This window comes from Streptomyces amritsarensis (genome assembly GCF_001953875.1).
Classification (GTDB): Bacteria; Actinomycetota; Actinomycetes; order Streptomycetales; family Streptomycetaceae; genus Streptomyces; species Streptomyces amritsarensis.
Genome location: NZ_MQUR01000025.1, coordinates 1 through 16042, shown reverse-complemented (window position 1 = coordinate 16042; position 16042 = coordinate 1). Strand labels below are relative to the sequence as shown.

The following is a 16042-nucleotide window of genomic DNA, read 5'->3' as shown; positions in this document are numbered from 1 at the left end:
CCGCTCGCGTACGCGGCCTAGCCGAGGGGGTGCATCCAGCCGTGGGTGTCGGCGGCGTGGCCGGTCTGGAGGTCCAGCAGCGCCTTGCGCAGGCGCATGGTGACCTCGCCGGGCTCGCCGTCGCCCTGGGTCCAATTGGCGCGCTCGGACTTGACCGAGCCGACCGGGGTGATGACGGCGGCGGTGCCGCAGGCGAACACCTCGGTGAGGGTGCCGTCGGCGTTGTCGCGCTGCCAGTCCTCGGTGGTCAGGCGGCCCTCTTCGGCGGTGTAGCCGAGGTCGCGGGCGATGGTGAGGAGGGAGTCGCGGGTGATGCCGGGGAGCAGCGAGCCGGTGAGCTCGGGGGTGACGATGCGGTCGCCGTACACGAAGTACAGGTTCATGCCGCCCATCTCCTCGATCCAGCGGTGCTCGACGGCGTCGAGCCAGACCACCTGGTCGCAGCCGTGCGAGGCGGCCTGGGCCTGGGCGACCAGCGAGGCGGCGTAGTTGCCGCCGGTCTTGGCCGCGCCGGTGCCGCCCTTGACCGCGCGGACGTAGTCCTCGGAGAGCCACACGGAGACGGGCTTGACCCCGCCGGGGAAGTACGCGCCGGCGGGCGAGGCGATGACGATGAAGAGGAACTCGTTGGCCGGGCGGACGCCGAGGCCGACCTCGGAGGCGAACATGAAGGGCCGCAGGTACAGCGAGGCCTCGCCGGAGTCGGGCACCCAGGCGCGGTCCTGCTTGATCAGGGCGTCGCAGGCCTCGATGAAGAGCTCGACCGGCAGCTCCGGCATCGCCATGCGGCGGGCCGAGGCCTGGAAGCGTGCGGCGTTGGCCTCGGGGCGGAAGGTGGCGACGGTGCCGTCGGGCTGGCGGTAGGCCTTCAGGCCCTCGAAGATCGTCTGCGCGTAGTGCAGGGTCATGTTCGCCGGGTCGATCGAGAGCGGCGCGTACGGGACCAGTTCGGCGTCGTGCCATCCGCGGCCCTCGGTCCACTTGATCGTCACCATGTGGTCGGTGAAGTGGCGGCCGAAGCCGGGGCTGGCCAGGATCGCCTCGCGCTCCGCGTCGGACAGCGGGTTCGAGGAGGGCTTGAGCTCGATCGTGGGCGTCGTCATGAGTGCTTGTCCTTCACCGGTTGTGTATGGCGGACCGCGCTCACGGCGTACTAGGACGTCCGAGCTTCCCCGCATTCCGCGGCCTCGCGTTCGATTATCGCGCGCGGGCAGGCTTCGGAGAAGCGGGGGATTGCGGCCCAGGGGAGATGGTGGCACCCGGGGCCGCACAGGAGAAGCCGCCGGGTCCCATTGTGACCCGGCGGCTTCCTGGGGTGGAGCGGCCGGGTCAGCCGGCTACTCGCGCGGCGAGGGCGTCGCCGATCGCGTCGGTGGAGCGGAAGGTTCCGTCGCGCTCCGCGAGGTCGGCGCAGACCGCGTCCTCGATGCGGACGGCCTCGGCCTCGTAGCCCAGGTGGCGCAGCAGGAGGGCGACGGAGAGGATCGTCGCGGTCGGGTCGGCCTTGCCGGTGCCGGCGATGTCCGGGGCCGAGCCGTGGACGGGCTCGAACATGGACGGGAAGGCGCCGGTCGGGTTGATGTTCCCGGAGGCGGCCAGGCCGATTCCGCCGGTGACGGCGGCGGCCAGGTCGGTGAGGATGTCACCGAAGAGGTTGTCCGTGACGATGACGTCGAAGCGCTCCGGCTGGGTGACGAAGAAGATCGTCGCCGCGTCGACGTGCAGGTAGTCCGTGGTGACCTCGGGGTACTCCTGGCCGACCTTGTCGAAGATGTTCTTCCACATGTGGCCCGCGTACACGAGGACGTTGTTCTTGTGGACCAGCGTCAGCTTCTTGCGGGGGCGGGAGTTGGCCCGCTCGTACGCGTCGCGGACGACGCGCTCGACACCGTACGCGGTGTTGACGCTGACCTCGGTGGCAACCTCGGCGGGGGTGCCGGTGCGCAGGCTGCCGCCGTTGCCGGTGTACGGGCCCTCGGTGCCCTCGCGGACCACGACGAAGTCGATGTCCGGGCGGCCCGCCAGCGGGGTGGCGGTGTTGGGGAACAGCTTCGAGGGGCGCAGGTTGATGAAGTGGTCGAAGGCGAAGCGCAGCTTCAGCAGCAGGCCGCGCTCCAGCACACCGGACGGGACCGAGGGGTCGCCGATGGCGCCCAGCAGGATCGCGTCGTGGTGCTTGAGGGCCTCGAGCTCCGCGTCCGGGAGGGTCTCGCCGGTGCGGTGCCAGCGCTGGGCGCCGAGGTCGTATTGCCTGGTCTCCAGCTTCACATCCTGGGGCAGGACCGCGGTAAGGACCTTGAGTCCCTGAGCCACGACTTCCTGGCCGATGCCATCACCGGGGATCACTGCGAGATTGATGCTGGTCGACATGGCGAAACCGTACTCCGTGTCCAGTCCTCAGACATTTCACGTCCACGATGTGGACGTGAAATGTCGCCCGGGAAGGTGTCAGTGGCCGGTCGAGCCGCCGTTGTCGCGGCGGTCGAGGGCGCGCTGCAGGGCGGCGGCGGCGTTCTTGCGCTCGTCGGCCGAGGCGGAGGCGTGGCGGACGCGGCGGGTGGCGGTGGTTGCGGTCATGGTGATCGACTCCTTGAGATCACGGCGTGGCGGGGCCACGGATGAGGGGTTCCTTCAAGGCGCCGGAAGAGGCGGGGAGCAGGGCGCCGCAGGGGTTGCCTGCCAGGGGCGCGCGCTCTCGACCGCCATTCGCCTGATCGGCGAGACGTTCGGCTCCTACAAAGCTAGGGCAGGTCCCGCTGTATGTCTCGGCAGTTACTCGGACTTCCTACTATCTGAGACGCGGATCCCCCCGAAAAGCCGCTCCCGCGGAGTCCGTTTCAGCCTCTCTCGGAGCGAAGTTCCCTGATCAGGGCCCTGATGGTGGGAGTTGAGGCGGCTTCCGGCGTAGTGACGTATCCCACCTGCCTCACGGGCCCCTGCGGGCCCAATCCGGTGATTTCCACCGCCTCGGTCGCCTCCCTCAGGGAGAGCTCGGGCATGATCGCCATGCCGAGCCCGCGGCCGACCAGGGTCAGCACCATCGCGTCGTCCTCCGCCATGACCGCCGCCCGCGGGATCCAGTCCTGGGCGCGCCACCAGGCGCGGGTGTAGGAGCCGCAGTTCTCGTCCCAGTCCATGAGGGGCAGCGATCTCGGGTCGGGATGCCCCGCCGGGTGCACCAGGTGGTACGCCTCCTGCGCGAGCACACCCGTCAGCAGGCCGGGCGGCGCCGCGTCCTGCGAACCGCCCAGGGTGGCGATGCCCAGGTCGGCGCGGCCCGCCGCCACTTCCCCGGCCGCGCCGGCGCCGATCTCCCGCACCACGCGGACCTCGGGCCGGATGCCGGGGTGCCGGGCGGTCAGCCGTTCCAGGGCGGGCGGCAGCAGGTGCAGGGCGGCGCTGCGGAACGCCGCGATCCGCAGTACGCCGCCGAGCCGGTCGCCGCCCCCGTCGCGGCCCGCGCCGCGCGCCTGCGCGCCCATGGCCTCGTACAGCCGCAGGATGCGGCGGGCGTGGCCGACCACCCGCTCCCCCGCCGGTGTGGGCGACGCCCCGGAGCGCCCGCGCTCGAAGAGCACCGCGCCGAGCTTGGCCTCGCTCCCGCGTACCGAGTGCGACACGGCCGACTGGGTGAGGCCGAGCACCGCAGCCGCGGCGGAGAAGCCGCGGGCTTCCGCGACGGCGACCAGGATCCGCAGTTCCTGCGGGAGGAGATCGGGCATCGGGGCCCCCACCTCGCTGTATGAGTGACGTTCATGGACAGGTGACTTCCATGAGCCCAACCCCCTGCCCGGTTCCCCGATTCCTTCCTAGCGTTCGGGCCATGACCACGCACACCGCTCGCGCCGTCCACCAGATCGCCCGCCCCGACGGCTTCCCCGCCGCCTCCGACTTCGCCTACGTCTCCTCCCCGGTCCCCGAGCCGCAGCCCGGCACCGCCCTGGTGGAGAACCTCCTGCTCTCCGTGGACCCGTACCACCGCGGCCTGATGGACGGCGGCGAGGGCGGCTTCGCGCTGAACACCCCGCTGGAGGGCCGCTCGGTGGGCCGCGTGATCGCCTCCCGCGACCCGGGGCTGCGCGTGGGCGACCTGGTCTTCCACCGCGAGGGCTGGCGCACGCACGCGCTCGTCTCCCTCGGCCGGGACGGCACCCGCAAGCTGCGCGGGCACGCGGGCGTCCCGCTGGAGGCGTACCTGTCGATCCTCGGCGGCACCGGCCTGACGGCGTACGCCGCACTGACCCGGACCGCGGCGCTCCGCGAGGGCGAGGACCTGTTCGTCTCCGCCGCGGCGGGCGGGGTCGGCACCGCCACCGGGCACATCGCGCGGCTGCTGGGCGCCCGGCGGATCATCGGCAGCGCCGGCTCCGCGGCCAAGGCCGCCCACCTCACGGACGTCCTCGGCTTCGACGCGGCCTTCGACTACCACGACGGCCCGGTCGGCGAGCAGTTGGCGAAGGCCGCTCCCGAGGGCATCGACGTCTACGTGGACAACGTGGGAGGCGAGCACCTGGAGGGCGCGATCGGCGCGCTGCGCGAGTTCGGCCGGATCGCCTGGGTCGGCGCCGTCTCCACCTACAACGGCGACCGCTCCCCCGCCGCGCCCCGCAACCTCTTCGAGGTCGTACACAAGTCGCTGCGCCTGGAGGGCGTATTGGTTCGCCATCACACCAATCTGCAAGGCGAGTTGGAGGACTACCTCGTCCCCCATCTGCGCAGTGGCCGGATCGGCACCGACACCACCGTTGTGCAGGGCTTCGAGCACACGGTGGACGCCTTCCGCGGCATGCTCCGCGGGGAGAACACCGGCAAGATGCTGGTGCGGGTCGGCAGCTGATCCGGGCCACCCGGAAGTTCACCGAACTCTTGCCGCACGGCTGTAGACCTTTGGAGGCGGCCCCGCCACCCTTGCCGTCGATGTGCCACCGGGGCACCGGAGTGGGAGGCGAGGGGCCAGTGACACCGATCAGCCGAAGAGGTTTCGTGGGAATCGGCGCCGGGCTGGTGGCGGGGGCGGCCCTGCCCGTGGCCGCGCCCTCGTCGGCGGCCGCGGCCACGGCGAGCGGCACCATCACCGACGTGAAGCACGTGGTGGTCCTGATGCAGGAGAACCGCAGCTTCGACCACTACTTCGGCAGGCTCAGGGGCGTCCGCGGGTTCGGCGACCGCGCCGCCGGGAACATCCCGGGCGGCTGGGGCACCTTCAACCAGCCCAACTGGGGTGCCCGGCAGTACCCGTGGAAGCTGTCCGCCACCCCGCCGGCGGGCGGCGCGGACGGTGCGACCCTGGCCCAGTGCAGCGGCGACCTCCCGCACAGCTGGACCTCGCAGCACGCGGCCTGGAACAAGGGCCGGATGGACAACTGGGTCCTGGGCGTCGGCAACACCCGCACCCTGGGCCACCTGGACCGGGGCGACATCCCCTTCCACTACGCCCTCGCCGACCACTACACGGTGTGCGACGCGTACTTCTGCTCCGCCCTCAGCGCGACCGGTCCGAACCGCACGTTCCTGTGGAGCGGGAAGATCGACGCCGCCAGCAAGGACGGCGGCGAGGAGTCCGGGCTGACCTGGGAGACGTACGCGGAGGCCCTGCAGCGCGCCGGGATGACCTGGAAGGTCTACCAGAACGCCCAGGACAACTACGGTGACAACGGCCTCGCCTACTTCAAGAACTTCACCGACGCGGCCCCCGGGAACCCGCTGTGGGACCGCGGCATGGGCTCGGTCCCCAAGGTCACCGGCTCCACCCCGGACGACATCGCGGCCGCCATCCGCGCCGACGTCCTCGCGGGCACCCTGCCCCAGGTGTCCTGGGTCGTCGCGAACGAGGCCTTCTCCGAGCACCCGTACGCCCCGCCCGGCGACGGCGCGCACTTCGTGGACCTGGTCTACCGCGCCCTCGCGGCGAACCCCGAGGTCTTCGACTCCACCGTCCTGTTCCTCAACTACGACGAGAACGACGGCTTCTTCGACCACGTGCCGCCGCCGATCGCCCCGCCCGGAACCCCCGGCGAGTACCTGGACGGCCTTCCGATCGGGCTCGGCTTCCGCGTCCCCATGCTGGTCATGTCCCCGTGGACGCGCGGTGGATGGGTCAGTTCGGAGGTCTTCGACCACACCTCGGTGCTCCGTTTCATGGAGACCTGGACGGCCGCCCTCGGCACCCCCGCCGCCTGCCCGAACATCAGCGCCTGGCGCCGCAGGGTGGTGGGCGACCTGACCGGGGTCTTCGATTTCACCCGGCCCGTCTACGGCGTCCCCGCGGGCCTGCCGTCGACCGCCAAGGTGATCGGCCAGGCGAACTGCGCCCCGCTGCCCAACCCGGTGCCGCAGGACAACGCCCTGCCGGCGCAGGAGCCCGGCACCCGGCCGGCGCGCGCCCTCCCGTACCAGGTCAACGGCAATCTGGACCGCTTCGAGTTCGGGGCGGCCGGGCAGATCACCGCCTGGTTCTCGATGACGAACCAGGGCAGCCAGGCCAAGCGGCCCGCGCACTTCTCGATCCATCCGCACCAGCACCGGGACACGGCGGCCTGGCAGTACACGGTGGACCCGGGCGGTACCTCGACGGACTACTTCCACATCGGACTGGGTCACGGCTCCGGCAAGTACGACATCTCGATGTACGGGCCGAACCGCTTCCTGCGGCGCTTCATCGGCGACGCGTCCAAGGCGGGCAGGGCGATCGAGGTGGCGGCGCGGTTCGCGGTGGAGCCCGGGACCGGCAGGACGGCGATCTGGTTCAAGATGGCGAACTCCTCCGCCTCCCCCGTCACCTTCACGATCCGCTCCAACGCCTACCGCTCGGACGGGCCGTGGACGTACACCGTCCCGGCGAACTCCTCCCGTGAGGACTTCTTCAACGCGGTGGCGTACCACAAGGGCTGGTACGACTTCACGGTCCTGGCCGACTCCGACGGCACCTGGTCGCGCCGCTACACGGGCCACATCGAGACGGGCTCGGCGAGCGTCTCGGGGTCGTGACCCCTCCGGCCTAGAGGACGTCCCCGTCGCGCCAGTCGAAGTCGAGCCGCGCGGCGGGGTCCGGCCGGACCCCGCCGGGCGGCGCCCACACATAGGTGGAGCCCTCCTCCTCGGGCAGCCGCACCGGCCCGTCCGGGGAGAGCGCCCCCACCTCGCCCGGCCACACCGACCAGCCGCGGGCCAGGTACAGCCCGGCCCCCTCCTCGGACGCCGACAGCGCGCCCAGCACGTAGGCACCCGCCACGACCTGCTCCAGCCGGGCCATCACCTGCCCGCCGAGACCGCGGCGGCGCAGGTCGGCCCGTACGGCCACGGCCTCGACGTATCCGGTGCGCAGGGCCCGGCCGCGGTGCAGGACCCGCCGCTGCACGACGCTGCCGTGCGCTGCGAGCCGGCCGTCCACCCCGATCAGCACGTGCATCCCACCGAGCGCGTGCTCGAAGTCCTCGTCGGCGAAGTCCCCTTCGAAGGCGTCGTCGAGCAGCGCCCGGATCGCGCGGAGCTCGTCGGATGACAGTTGCGAGGTGTGCGCGGTCCGCGTGTCCATCACTGCTCCAGCCAGTCGGTGTACCAGGTGCGGAAGTCCGGGCTCTCAGGCATGTGGCAGCCGAAATCCTGGTCCACGTGCCAGACCTGGCCGGCCAGGGGCCCGCTCAGGATCAGCCTCAAGTAGATGCCGCAGCCCTCCTCGGCCGGCATGAGCGTGCCGAGGGTCAGCCCCTCGGCCTCGTCGAACCGGCGGTCCTCGGGGCCCGCCGGGCCGTCGCCGACCGTCGTGACGAACGTCCGGTACTCCTCGGGCAGCCGGATGCCGTGCTCCTCCTCGAAGGCCCGGACCTCCGCCTCGGCGAGCGGCGGCCTCAGCTCGTGGCGGAAGTGCTTCGCGCGCAGCCGGGCCCGTACCGCCTCCGCGTCCCAGTCGCTCATCCCGCGAACGTACCAAGGGCGGGGCCACCTTCGGCACCGCATTGCGGACACCGAACGCCGCACACCGGCCGCCATCGGCCGAAGCGGCTCTAGCGGTCTGGACCAATGCGTCGGCAGACTCGCCCCATGTCGCCCGATACCCAGCAGTGGATCCCCACCCACGGCCAGCCGTACCGCCCCGCCCCCTACCGGCCCGAGCGCATGCCGCAGCACGAGTCCCTGGCGCGCGCCGCCGGGTTGCGGGCCCGGATGGACGAGCGGCGGACCGTACGCCACTTCTCCCCCGACCCCGTGCCCGAGCAGGCCGTCCGGGACGCCATCGCGTGCGCGGCGACGGCGCCGTCCGGTGCGCACCAGCAGCCGTGGACCTTCGTCCTGGTCAAGGACCCGGCCGTGCGCCGGCAGATCCGCGCGGCCGCCGAGCAGGAGGAGGAGCTCTCCTACGACGGCCGGCTCGGCGACGAGTGGCTGGCGGCGCTGCGCCCGCTCGGCACGGACGCCGTGAAGACCCACCTGACGGACGCCCCCGCGCTGATCGTGGTCTTCCAGCAGCGGTACTGGCTCGGCCCCGACGGTACGAAGCGCAAGCACTACTACGTGGACGAGTCGGTCGGCATCGCGGTCGGCATGCTCCTGACCGCCCTGCACCTGAGCGGCCTGGCCGCGCTGATCCACACGCCGAGCCCCATGCGCTTCCTCGGCCACGTCCTGAACCGGCCGGCGAACGAGAAGGCCTTCGCGGTCATCCCGGTCGGCTACCCGGCGGACGACTGCGTGGTCCCGGACCTCGTCCGCAAGTCCCTCGACCAGGTCATCGTCGAGGTGTGACGACTTCCCCGCCGGGCGGCTCCGGGCCCTGTTCCGGGGCCGCCGCGGCCTGCCCGCCGCCGCCGAGCGCCTCCGCGAGCCGCATCCCGATCCGCACCCGGTCCTGCGGTGTCCCGCCAGCAGGAGTTGTCCGGCCGGGAAATGGAAACCGCCCCCGTTCCGGACTTGGGGGTACCGGAACGGGGGCGGGGTCGCTGGGGGCCGGGATCAGCCCATGTGGGGGTAGCCGTACTCGGTCGGCGGGACCAGGGTCTCCTTGATGGAGCGGGTCGAGGTCCAGCGGAGCAGGTTCGACGCGGCGCCGGCCTTGTCGTTGGTGCCGGAGGCGCGGCCGCCGCCGAAGGGCTGCTGGCCGACGACGGCGCCGGTGGACTTGTCGTTGATGTAGAAGTTGCCCGCCGCGAAGCGGAGCTTCTCCATTGCGTCCGCCGCCGCGTAGCGGTCCGCGGCGATGATCGAGCCGGTCAGGGCGTAGGCCGAGACGGACTCCATCTGCGCCAGCATGGCGTCGTAGTTCTCGTCCTCGTAGACGTGGATCGCCAGGATCGGGCCGAAGTACTCGGTCGTGAAGACCTCGTTCTCCGGGTCGGTGCAGACGATGACGGTCGGGCGGACGAAGTAGCCCTCGGAGTCGTCGTAGGTGCCGCCGGCGACGATCTCGCAGGTCGGGTCGGCCTTGGCCCGGTCGATCGCGGCCTTGTTCTTCGCGAAGGAGCGGTCGTCGATGACGGCGCCGATGAAGTTGGACAGGTCGGTGACCGGGCCCATGGTGATGCCGTCGACCTCGGCCGCGAAGGCCTCCTTGAAGCCGTCGTTCCAGATGGAGGCCGGGATGTAGGCGCGCGAGGACGCCGAGCACTTCTGGCCCTGGAACTCGAAGGAGCCGCGGGTCAGGGCGGTCTTGAGGATCGCGCGGTCCGCGGACGGGTGCGCGACGACGAAGTCCTTGCCGCCGGTCTCGCCGACCAGGCGGGGGTAGGACTTGTACGTCTCGATGTTGTTGCCGACCGTCTTCCACAGGTACTGGAAGGTCTTGGTCGAGCCGGTGAAGTGGATGCCGGCGAGCTCGGGGTGGTTCAGGGCCACCTCGGACACGGCGATGCCGTCGCCGGTCACCAGGTTGATGACGCCCTTGGGCAGGCCGGCCTCCTCCAGGAGCTCCATGAGGAGGACCGCGGAGTGGGTCTGCGTCGGGGACGGCTTCCACAGGACCACGTTGCCCATCAGGGCGGGAGCGGTCGGCAGGTTGCCGGCGATGGCCGTGAAGTTGAACGGCGTGATCGCGTAGACGAAGCCTTCGAGCGGGCGGTGGTCGCTGCGGTTCCACACGCCGGCGGAGTTCGCGACCGGCTGCTCGGCCAGGATCTGGCGGGCGAAGTGGACGTTGAAGCGCCAGAAGTCGACGAGCTCGCACGGGGTGTCGATCTCCGCCTGCTGGGCGGTCTTCGACTGGCCGAGCATGGTGGAGGCGGCGAGCTTCTCGCGCCACGGGCCGGACAGCAGCTCGGCGGCGCGCAGGATGATCGCGGCGCGGTCGTCGAAGGACATCGCGCGCCAGGCCGGGGCGGCGGCCAGGGCGGCGTCGATGGCCTCCTGCGCGTCGGCCTGGGTGGCGTTGGCGTACGTGCCGAGCACCGACTTGTGGTCGTGCGGCTGAACCACGTCGAAACGCTCGCCGCCGCCCATCCGCTTGACGCCGTTGATCGTCATCGGAAGGTCGACCGGGTTCTCGGACAGCAGCTTGAGCTGCGCCTCGAGACGCGCGCGCTCCGGGGTCCCGGGGGCGTACGAGTGGACCGGCTCGTTGACCGGCGCGGGGACCTGGGTCACAGCATCCATGGGGGCTGACAACTCCTTAGACCTGGTTCTTGGCTAGTTCTTGGTGATCATCGAGCGGACGAAGAAGAGCAGGTTGGCCGGCTTCTCCGCGAGGCGGCGCATGAAGTAGCCGTACCAGTCCGTCCCGTACGCGGTGTAGACACGCATCCGGTGCCCCTCGGCGGCGAGCCGCAGGTGCTCCTCGCTGCGGATGCCGTACAGCATCTGGAATTCGTACTCGTCCAGCTTGCGCCCGGCCTTGCGGGCGAGCTCCTGGCCGATGGCGATCAGACGCGGGTCGTGGGACCCGATCATCGGGTAGCCCTCGCCGTCCATCAGGATCTTCAGGATGCGGACGTACGCCTTGTCGATCTCCGCCTTGTCCTGGTACGCGACCTCGGCGGGCTCCTTGTAGGCGCCCTTGACGATCCGCACGCGGCTGCCGTTCGCGGCCAGCCGGCGGGCGTCGGCCTCGGTGCGGAAGAGGTACGCCTGGATCACGCAGCCGGTCTGCGGGAAGTCCTTCCGCAGCTCCTCGTGGATGGCGAACATCGAGTCGAGGGTGGTGTGGTCCTCGGCGTCCAGCGTGACGGTGGTGCCGATGGCGGCGGCGGCCTCGACGACCGGGCGGACGTTGGCGAGCGCCAGCTCGTGGCCGCCCTCCAGGGCCTGGCCGAACATGGACAGCTTGACGGACATCTCGGCCTTCTCGCCGAGGCCGAGCTCCGCGAGGCGCTCGATGAGCTGGAGGTAGGCGTCGCGCGCGGCGTGGGACTGCTCCACCTCGGTGATGTCCTCACCGACGACGTCGAGGGTGACCTCGAGGCCGGCCTGCGTGAGGTCCTCGACGATCGGGATGACCTGGTCGACCGTCTCGCCGGGGATGAAACGGTTCACCACGGGCTTGGTCACCGGGGCGGCCGAGACGATACGACGCATCTTGTCGCTGCGCGAAGCGGCGAGGATCACGGGACCCAGCACGGGGCACCTCCAGCGGGTGGCAGAAGAAAAGCGCAAGTAAAACCACCGTGAAACCTAAGGATCGCTTTGATCCTCTGCCATCGACAGCTGTCACGCATCCGTGTCCGCGATCTCATACATCTGTCTGAAGAGGAGGGGCGGGAGTGGGAGAATGGCCGGGTGAAGGGCGATTACCAGGACCTGGTGGACGAGATCTCGGCGCTCCTCGGCGCCCCGGCGACCCTGGAGAACCGGGACTTCCGCCTCATCGCCTTCGGTGCCCACGACAGCGACGACGATCTGGCCATGGACCCGGTGCGGACCCGCTCGATCCTGACCCGGCAGTCGACGGCGGCCGTGCGGTCGTGGTTCGAGGGCTTCGGCATCGCCCGCGCCACCGGTCCCGTCCGCATCCCGGCGGCGCCCGACGCAGGAGTGTTCCGGGGGCGGATCTGCCTGCCGGTGCGGTTCCGGGGCATCGTGCAGGGCTACGTGTGGCTGCTCGACCAGGAGCCCGGCAAGCCCGGCCCCGACCCCGCGGCGCTGGCCGCGGCCATGGAGGTGGCCCAGCGGATCGGGGTGCTGCTCGCCGAGGAGGCGAAGGCGGGCGCGGACCTGTCGCGGGAGTTCCAGGCGGTGCTCACGGCCGGGCGGGGGTGGCAGCAGGACATGGCGGTGGCCGCACTGCGGGCCGCCCTCGGGCCGGGCGGGGACGGCCTGCACGCGGCGGTCTGCATCGCGCCGTGGCCCGGCGAGGCCCCCGCGTCCGTGCCGGGCGCGGCGGCCGTGTGCGTCGTGCCCCGGCGGGGCGGCGGCGCCGGGGAGCCGGGCGACGCGTCCGCCGCCGGGCCCGCGGGCGGCCTGGCCCTGGCCGTACTGCTGCGGCTGCGCTCGACGGACGCGCTGGCTCCGGCGCTGACGGCGGTGGCACGGCTGCTGCCGCGCGCGGCGCAGCCGGCGGCGGCAGCGGCCGGCGCGGGCTCCGCCGCATCCCGCGCCGAGGCGGCGCCCGCACCGTCCGCGGGAGCCGGGCCCGCGGCGGCGACCGGCCCGCTCCGGATGACCGCAGGGGTCGCCGACCCCGTACGCGGCCTCGCCGAACTGCCCGCCGCCTGGGAGCAGGCCGTGGCCGCGGCCCGCGCGGCCGTCGCCGAGCCCCGGCTCGGCCCGGTCGCCCAGTGGTCGCAGATCGGCCCCTACCGGCTGCTGGCGGGCCTGGCCGCCGACCCGGTGGACGATCCGGCGGCCCGCACCCTGCTCGCCCCGGCCCATCGCGAACTGGCCCGCACCGCCGAGGTGTTCCTGGACTGCGCAGGCCAGGCGGGCCGCGCCGCCGCCGCCCTCGGCATCCACCGCCAGACCCTCTACTACCGCCTCGGCCGCGTCGAACAGCTGACCGGCCTCGACCTCGACGCGGGCGAGGACCGCCTGCTGCTCCACATGGCCCTCAAGGCCTCCCGCCTGGCCTGAAGGGGCGGGCCTGTACGGCGCGGGGCGCGTGGGGCCGGGCCATGGGTACCGCTCGACGGCGCGTCAGGCGGGCGGGGAGCCCTCACCGTTCGGCCCGAGCGGCGCGTACGGCCCGAGCAGCGCGCAGAGGCGCGCGGCGCGAGCAGCGGGGAGCTCGTGCGGCCGCTCGGCGCCGGCCCCCGTGGGTTCATCCGTGCCGGGCCGGGGCTGGGACGCCGCCTTGGGCCGGTGGTCAAGCGGTGACCCGTCGCGCGCCGACGCGCCGGCCCCCGGCGGAATTCACCCGCGGCGGGTCTTCTTCACGGTGCAGGCCGCCCTCCGGCCCGCTCCCCCGGCCGGATCATCGCCTCGGCGGCCCGGCGCATGCCCTCGGTGAGCTCCTCGGCGGTGGCTGCCGATTCCGGGTCGAAGAGCCGCTGGACCATCAGGCCGTCGAGCAGCGCCTGGTAGAAGGAGCCCACGGTGCGCACGTCCCGCTCGTCGAGCTCGCCCTCCGGGGTGCCGGTGAGCAGCGAGGCCAGCCTGCGGCGCCCCTCGGCCTGCGAGGCCGCGAGCATGGCCCGCAGGTCCGGCCGCTGGTCACGGCCGAGGGCCACCTCCAGGCTCGCCGCCCACACGGGCGCGGACTTCTCGTGCTGCGCGAGGACGCCCTCCCACAGGGCACGGAAGCGCTCCGCCGATCCGCCCTCACCGTCCAGGCCGTCCTGGAAGACCGCTCCCCACTGCTCCATCAGCCCGGTGAACGCCTCGGCGAGCAGGGCGTCCTTCGAGCCGTAGTGGTAGCCGATGGAGGCCAGGTTCGTCCCCGAGGCGCTGACGATGTCGCGTGCGGTGGTGCGTACGAACCCCTTCTCCACCAGGCACTTCTTGGCGCCCTCAAGCAGGTCTTCGCGGTGTCCCATGGCCTGACCGTAGCAAGACAGCCGTCCTGGACGGCAGTCCCGGACAAGCGTTCCATACAAGCGTCATGGACGCTGCGGCTCGGGGCGGCCGGCTCGCCGGGGCGCGGGGGCACGAGGCGGCGTACCACCGGCCGGTGCGGCGCGGGACGGCGTCGCGCGGCGGAACGCGCCAGGGCCCGGGGTCTCCCCCGGGCCCTTCCTCATGTCACTGCCGTGGCGGCGTCAGGCGAGGCTGACGGTGCGCGCCGAGACGGCGCCGATCTCGGCGGCGATGTCCGCGAGGACGTTCGCCGGCACCTCGGCGTCGACGGTGAGGACCGCGAGGGCCTCGCCGTGCTCCTCCGCACGAGCGACCTGCATGCCCGCGATGTTCAGGCCGCCCTCGCCGAGGACGCGGCCGACGGTGCCGACGACACCGGGCCGGTCGGTGTAGCGCAGTACGACCATGTAGTCGGCGAGCGCCAGGTCCACGTCGTACTCGCCGATGCCCACGATCTTCTGAAGGTGCTTCGGGCCGGCGAGGGTGCCGGAGACCGACACCTCCTGACCGTCCGACAGGGTGCCGCGGACGGTCACCACGTTGCGGTGGTCCGGGGACTCCGAGCTGGTGGTCAGGCGCACCTCGACACCGCGCTCCTGCGCGAACAGCGGGGCGTTGACGTAGGAGACCGTCTCGTCGACGACGTCCTCGAAGACACCCTTGAGCGCGGACAGTTCGAGCACCTTGACGTCGTGCTGGGTGATCTCGCCGCAGACCTCGACATCGAGGCGGACCGCGACCTCGCCCGCGAGGGCGGTGAAGATGCGGCCGAGCTTCTCGGCGAGCGGCAGGCCCGGACGGACGTCCTCGGCGATGACGCCGCCCTGGACGTTGACCGCGTCCGGCACGAGCTCGCCGGCGAGGGCGAGGCGCACCGACTTGGCGACCGAGACGCCGGCCTTCTCCTGGGCCTCGTCCGTGGACGCGCCGAGGTGCGGGGTGCAGACGACCTGGTCGAGCTCGAAGAGCGGGGAGTCCGTGCAGGGCTCCTTCGCGTACACGTCGAGGCCGGCGCCGGCGACGCGGCCCTCCTTGATGGCGGAGTACAGGGCGGCCTCGTCCACGATGCCGCCGCGCGCGGCGTTGACGATGCGGACGGACGGCTTGACCTTGTGCAGGGCCTCGTCGCCGATGAGACCGAGGGTCTCGGGGGTCTTGGGCAGGTGCACCGTGATGAAGTCGGCGACCTCCAGCAGCTCGTCCAGCGTCAGCATCTTCACGCCCATCTGGGCGGCGCGCGCGGGCTGGACGTAGGGGTCGTACGCGACGATCTTCATGCCGAAGGCGGACATGCGCTGGGCGACGAGGACGCCGATGCGGCCGAGGCCGACGACACCGAGGGTCTTCTCGCTGAGCTCGACACCCGTGTACTTGTTCCGCTTCCACTCGCCGTTCTTCAGGGCGGTGTTGGCCTGCGGGATGTTGCGGGCGGTGGCGACGAGCAGGCCGCAGGCGAGCTCGGCGGCGGTCACGATGTTCGAGGTCGGGGCGTTGACGACCATCACGCCGGCCTTGGTGGCGGCGGAGACGTCGACGTTGTCCAGTCCGACGCCGGCGCGGGCGACGACCCTCAGCTTCTTCGCCGCGGCGATGGCCTCGGCGTCGACCTTCGTCGCGGAGCGGACGAGGATCGCGTCGACGTCGGCGATCGCGGGCAGCAGCTCCGCGCGGTCGGCACCGTTGACGTGCCGGATCTCGAAGTCCGGACCGAGCGCGTCCACCGTGGCGGGCGACAGCTCTTCGGCGATGAGTACGACAGGTTTCGAGCTCACGTGGGTCATCCTCACAAGTCCAGTGCGGACGGCCGTCCCGACGGCCGCAGGCGGTGGAGGGGGTAGCCGCGTGGAAGACGCACGACACTGTGGGCCTGACGCGTATGTGTTGAGCAGTGTAGTGGCGCGGACGGACCGGTTTTCCGCCTGTACGGAAGGATCACTCTTCCGTGGTTGGCCGGGTTGGACAAGCGGCCCCCGTGAGGGCTGCGATCCCGGCGCTCCGGTCACCGATCGCGGAAAGTGCCGTACCGCACGGTGATGCGCGGCGGGGCCGGGACCCTACCGTCCCGGCCCCGCCGCGGCGAGATCAGCTCTCGTCGCTGTCGACCCAGCTC

Annotated in this window: 14 protein-coding genes; 4 read left to right on the top strand and 10 right to left on the bottom strand. The window is 71.9% G+C overall.

Annotated features, from left to right (window positions below):
- Nucleotides 1-17: 17 nt before the first annotated feature.
- The 4 genes from AVW11_RS13540 to AVW11_RS13530 form a co-directional block, all read right to left on the bottom strand.
- Entirely contained in the window at nt 18-1103 is a 1086-nt protein-coding gene (locus AVW11_RS13540; protein WP_076044091.1) for a branched-chain amino acid aminotransferase, read from the bottom strand.
- A 226-nt stretch (nt 1104-1329) separates the two neighbouring features.
- Entirely contained in the window at nt 1330-2370 is a 1041-nt protein-coding gene (locus AVW11_RS13535) for a 3-isopropylmalate dehydrogenase (protein ID WP_060176855.1), read from the bottom strand.
- A 78-nt stretch (nt 2371-2448) separates the two neighbouring features.
- Nucleotides 2449-2577 carry a hypothetical protein gene (locus tag AVW11_RS38965; protein WP_257856696.1) on the bottom strand — a complete coding sequence of 43 codons (129 nt, stop codon included), beginning with the start codon at nt 2575-2577 and terminating at the stop codon, nt 2449-2451.
- 260 nt (nt 2578-2837) lie between these two features.
- Nucleotides 2838-3722 (bottom strand): LysR family transcriptional regulator, encoded by an 885-nt coding sequence (locus tag AVW11_RS13530; RefSeq protein WP_076044090.1) that lies wholly within the window; start codon nt 3720-3722, stop codon nt 2838-2840.
- Between the two features lie 101 nt (nt 3723-3823).
- Here AVW11_RS13530 and AVW11_RS13525 point away from each other — a divergent pair, with 101 nt between their 5' ends.
- Together AVW11_RS13525 and AVW11_RS13520 are read left to right on the top strand one after the other, a co-directional pair.
- On the top strand, nt 3824-4837 hold the full coding sequence (locus tag AVW11_RS13525) for an NADP-dependent oxidoreductase (protein WP_076044089.1): 1014 nt from the start codon (nt 3824-3826) through the stop codon (nt 4835-4837).
- Between the two features lie 119 nt (nt 4838-4956).
- A complete protein-coding gene (locus AVW11_RS13520) occupies nt 4957-6987 on the top strand; it encodes a phosphocholine-specific phospholipase C (protein WP_076044088.1) in 2031 nt (676 codons plus the stop codon).
- Between the two features lie 10 nt (nt 6988-6997).
- On the opposite strand, the gene AVW11_RS13515 is transcribed toward AVW11_RS13520, so the two are convergent.
- Both AVW11_RS13515 and AVW11_RS13510 read right to left on the bottom strand, forming a co-directional pair.
- A complete protein-coding gene (locus AVW11_RS13515) occupies nt 6998-7534 on the bottom strand; it encodes a GNAT family N-acetyltransferase (RefSeq protein ID WP_060176851.1) in 537 nt (178 codons plus the stop codon).
- Nucleotides 7534-7914: an SMI1/KNR4 family protein gene (locus tag AVW11_RS13510; protein ID WP_030846934.1), complete on the bottom strand. Its 381-nt coding sequence runs from the start codon at nt 7912-7914 to the stop codon at nt 7534-7536. Before AVW11_RS13510 ends, AVW11_RS13515 begins: the two co-directional genes overlap by 1 nt.
- 126 nt (nt 7915-8040) lie before the next feature.
- On the opposite strand from AVW11_RS13510, the gene AVW11_RS13505 reads away from it, so the two are divergent.
- Nucleotides 8041-8742, top strand: coding sequence for a nitroreductase family protein (locus AVW11_RS13505; RefSeq protein ID WP_076044087.1), 702 nt, complete (start codon nt 8041-8043; stop codon nt 8740-8742).
- Between the two features lie 207 nt (nt 8743-8949).
- Here the strand turns inward: AVW11_RS13505 and pruA are convergent, their stop codons facing one another.
- Together pruA and AVW11_RS13495 are read right to left on the bottom strand one after the other, a co-directional pair.
- Nucleotides 8950-10581 (bottom strand): L-glutamate gamma-semialdehyde dehydrogenase, encoded by a 1632-nt coding sequence (pruA, locus tag AVW11_RS13500; protein WP_060176848.1) that lies wholly within the window; start codon nt 10579-10581, stop codon nt 8950-8952.
- Between the two features lie 33 nt (nt 10582-10614).
- A complete protein-coding gene (locus tag AVW11_RS13495) occupies nt 10615-11541 on the bottom strand; it encodes a proline dehydrogenase family protein (protein ID WP_076044086.1) in 927 nt (308 codons plus the stop codon).
- A gap of 159 nt (nt 11542-11700) precedes the next feature.
- Here AVW11_RS13495 and AVW11_RS13490 point away from each other — a divergent pair, with 159 nt between their 5' ends.
- Nucleotides 11701-12990, top strand: coding sequence for a PucR family transcriptional regulator (locus AVW11_RS13490; RefSeq protein ID WP_030846923.1), 1290 nt, complete (start codon nt 11701-11703; stop codon nt 12988-12990).
- 299 nt (nt 12991-13289) lie between these two features.
- On the opposite strand, the gene AVW11_RS13485 is transcribed toward AVW11_RS13490, so the two are convergent.
- Together AVW11_RS13485 and serA are read right to left on the bottom strand one after the other, a co-directional pair.
- Nucleotides 13290-13892 carry a TetR/AcrR family transcriptional regulator gene (locus tag AVW11_RS13485; RefSeq protein WP_076044085.1) on the bottom strand — a complete coding sequence of 201 codons (603 nt, stop codon included), beginning with the start codon at nt 13890-13892 and terminating at the stop codon, nt 13290-13292.
- A 222-nt stretch (nt 13893-14114) separates the two neighbouring features.
- Nucleotides 14115-15704 (bottom strand): phosphoglycerate dehydrogenase, encoded by a 1590-nt coding sequence (serA, locus tag AVW11_RS13480; RefSeq protein ID WP_030846908.1) that lies wholly within the window; start codon nt 15702-15704, stop codon nt 14115-14117.
- Between the last annotated feature and the right edge of the window lie 338 nt (nt 15705-16042).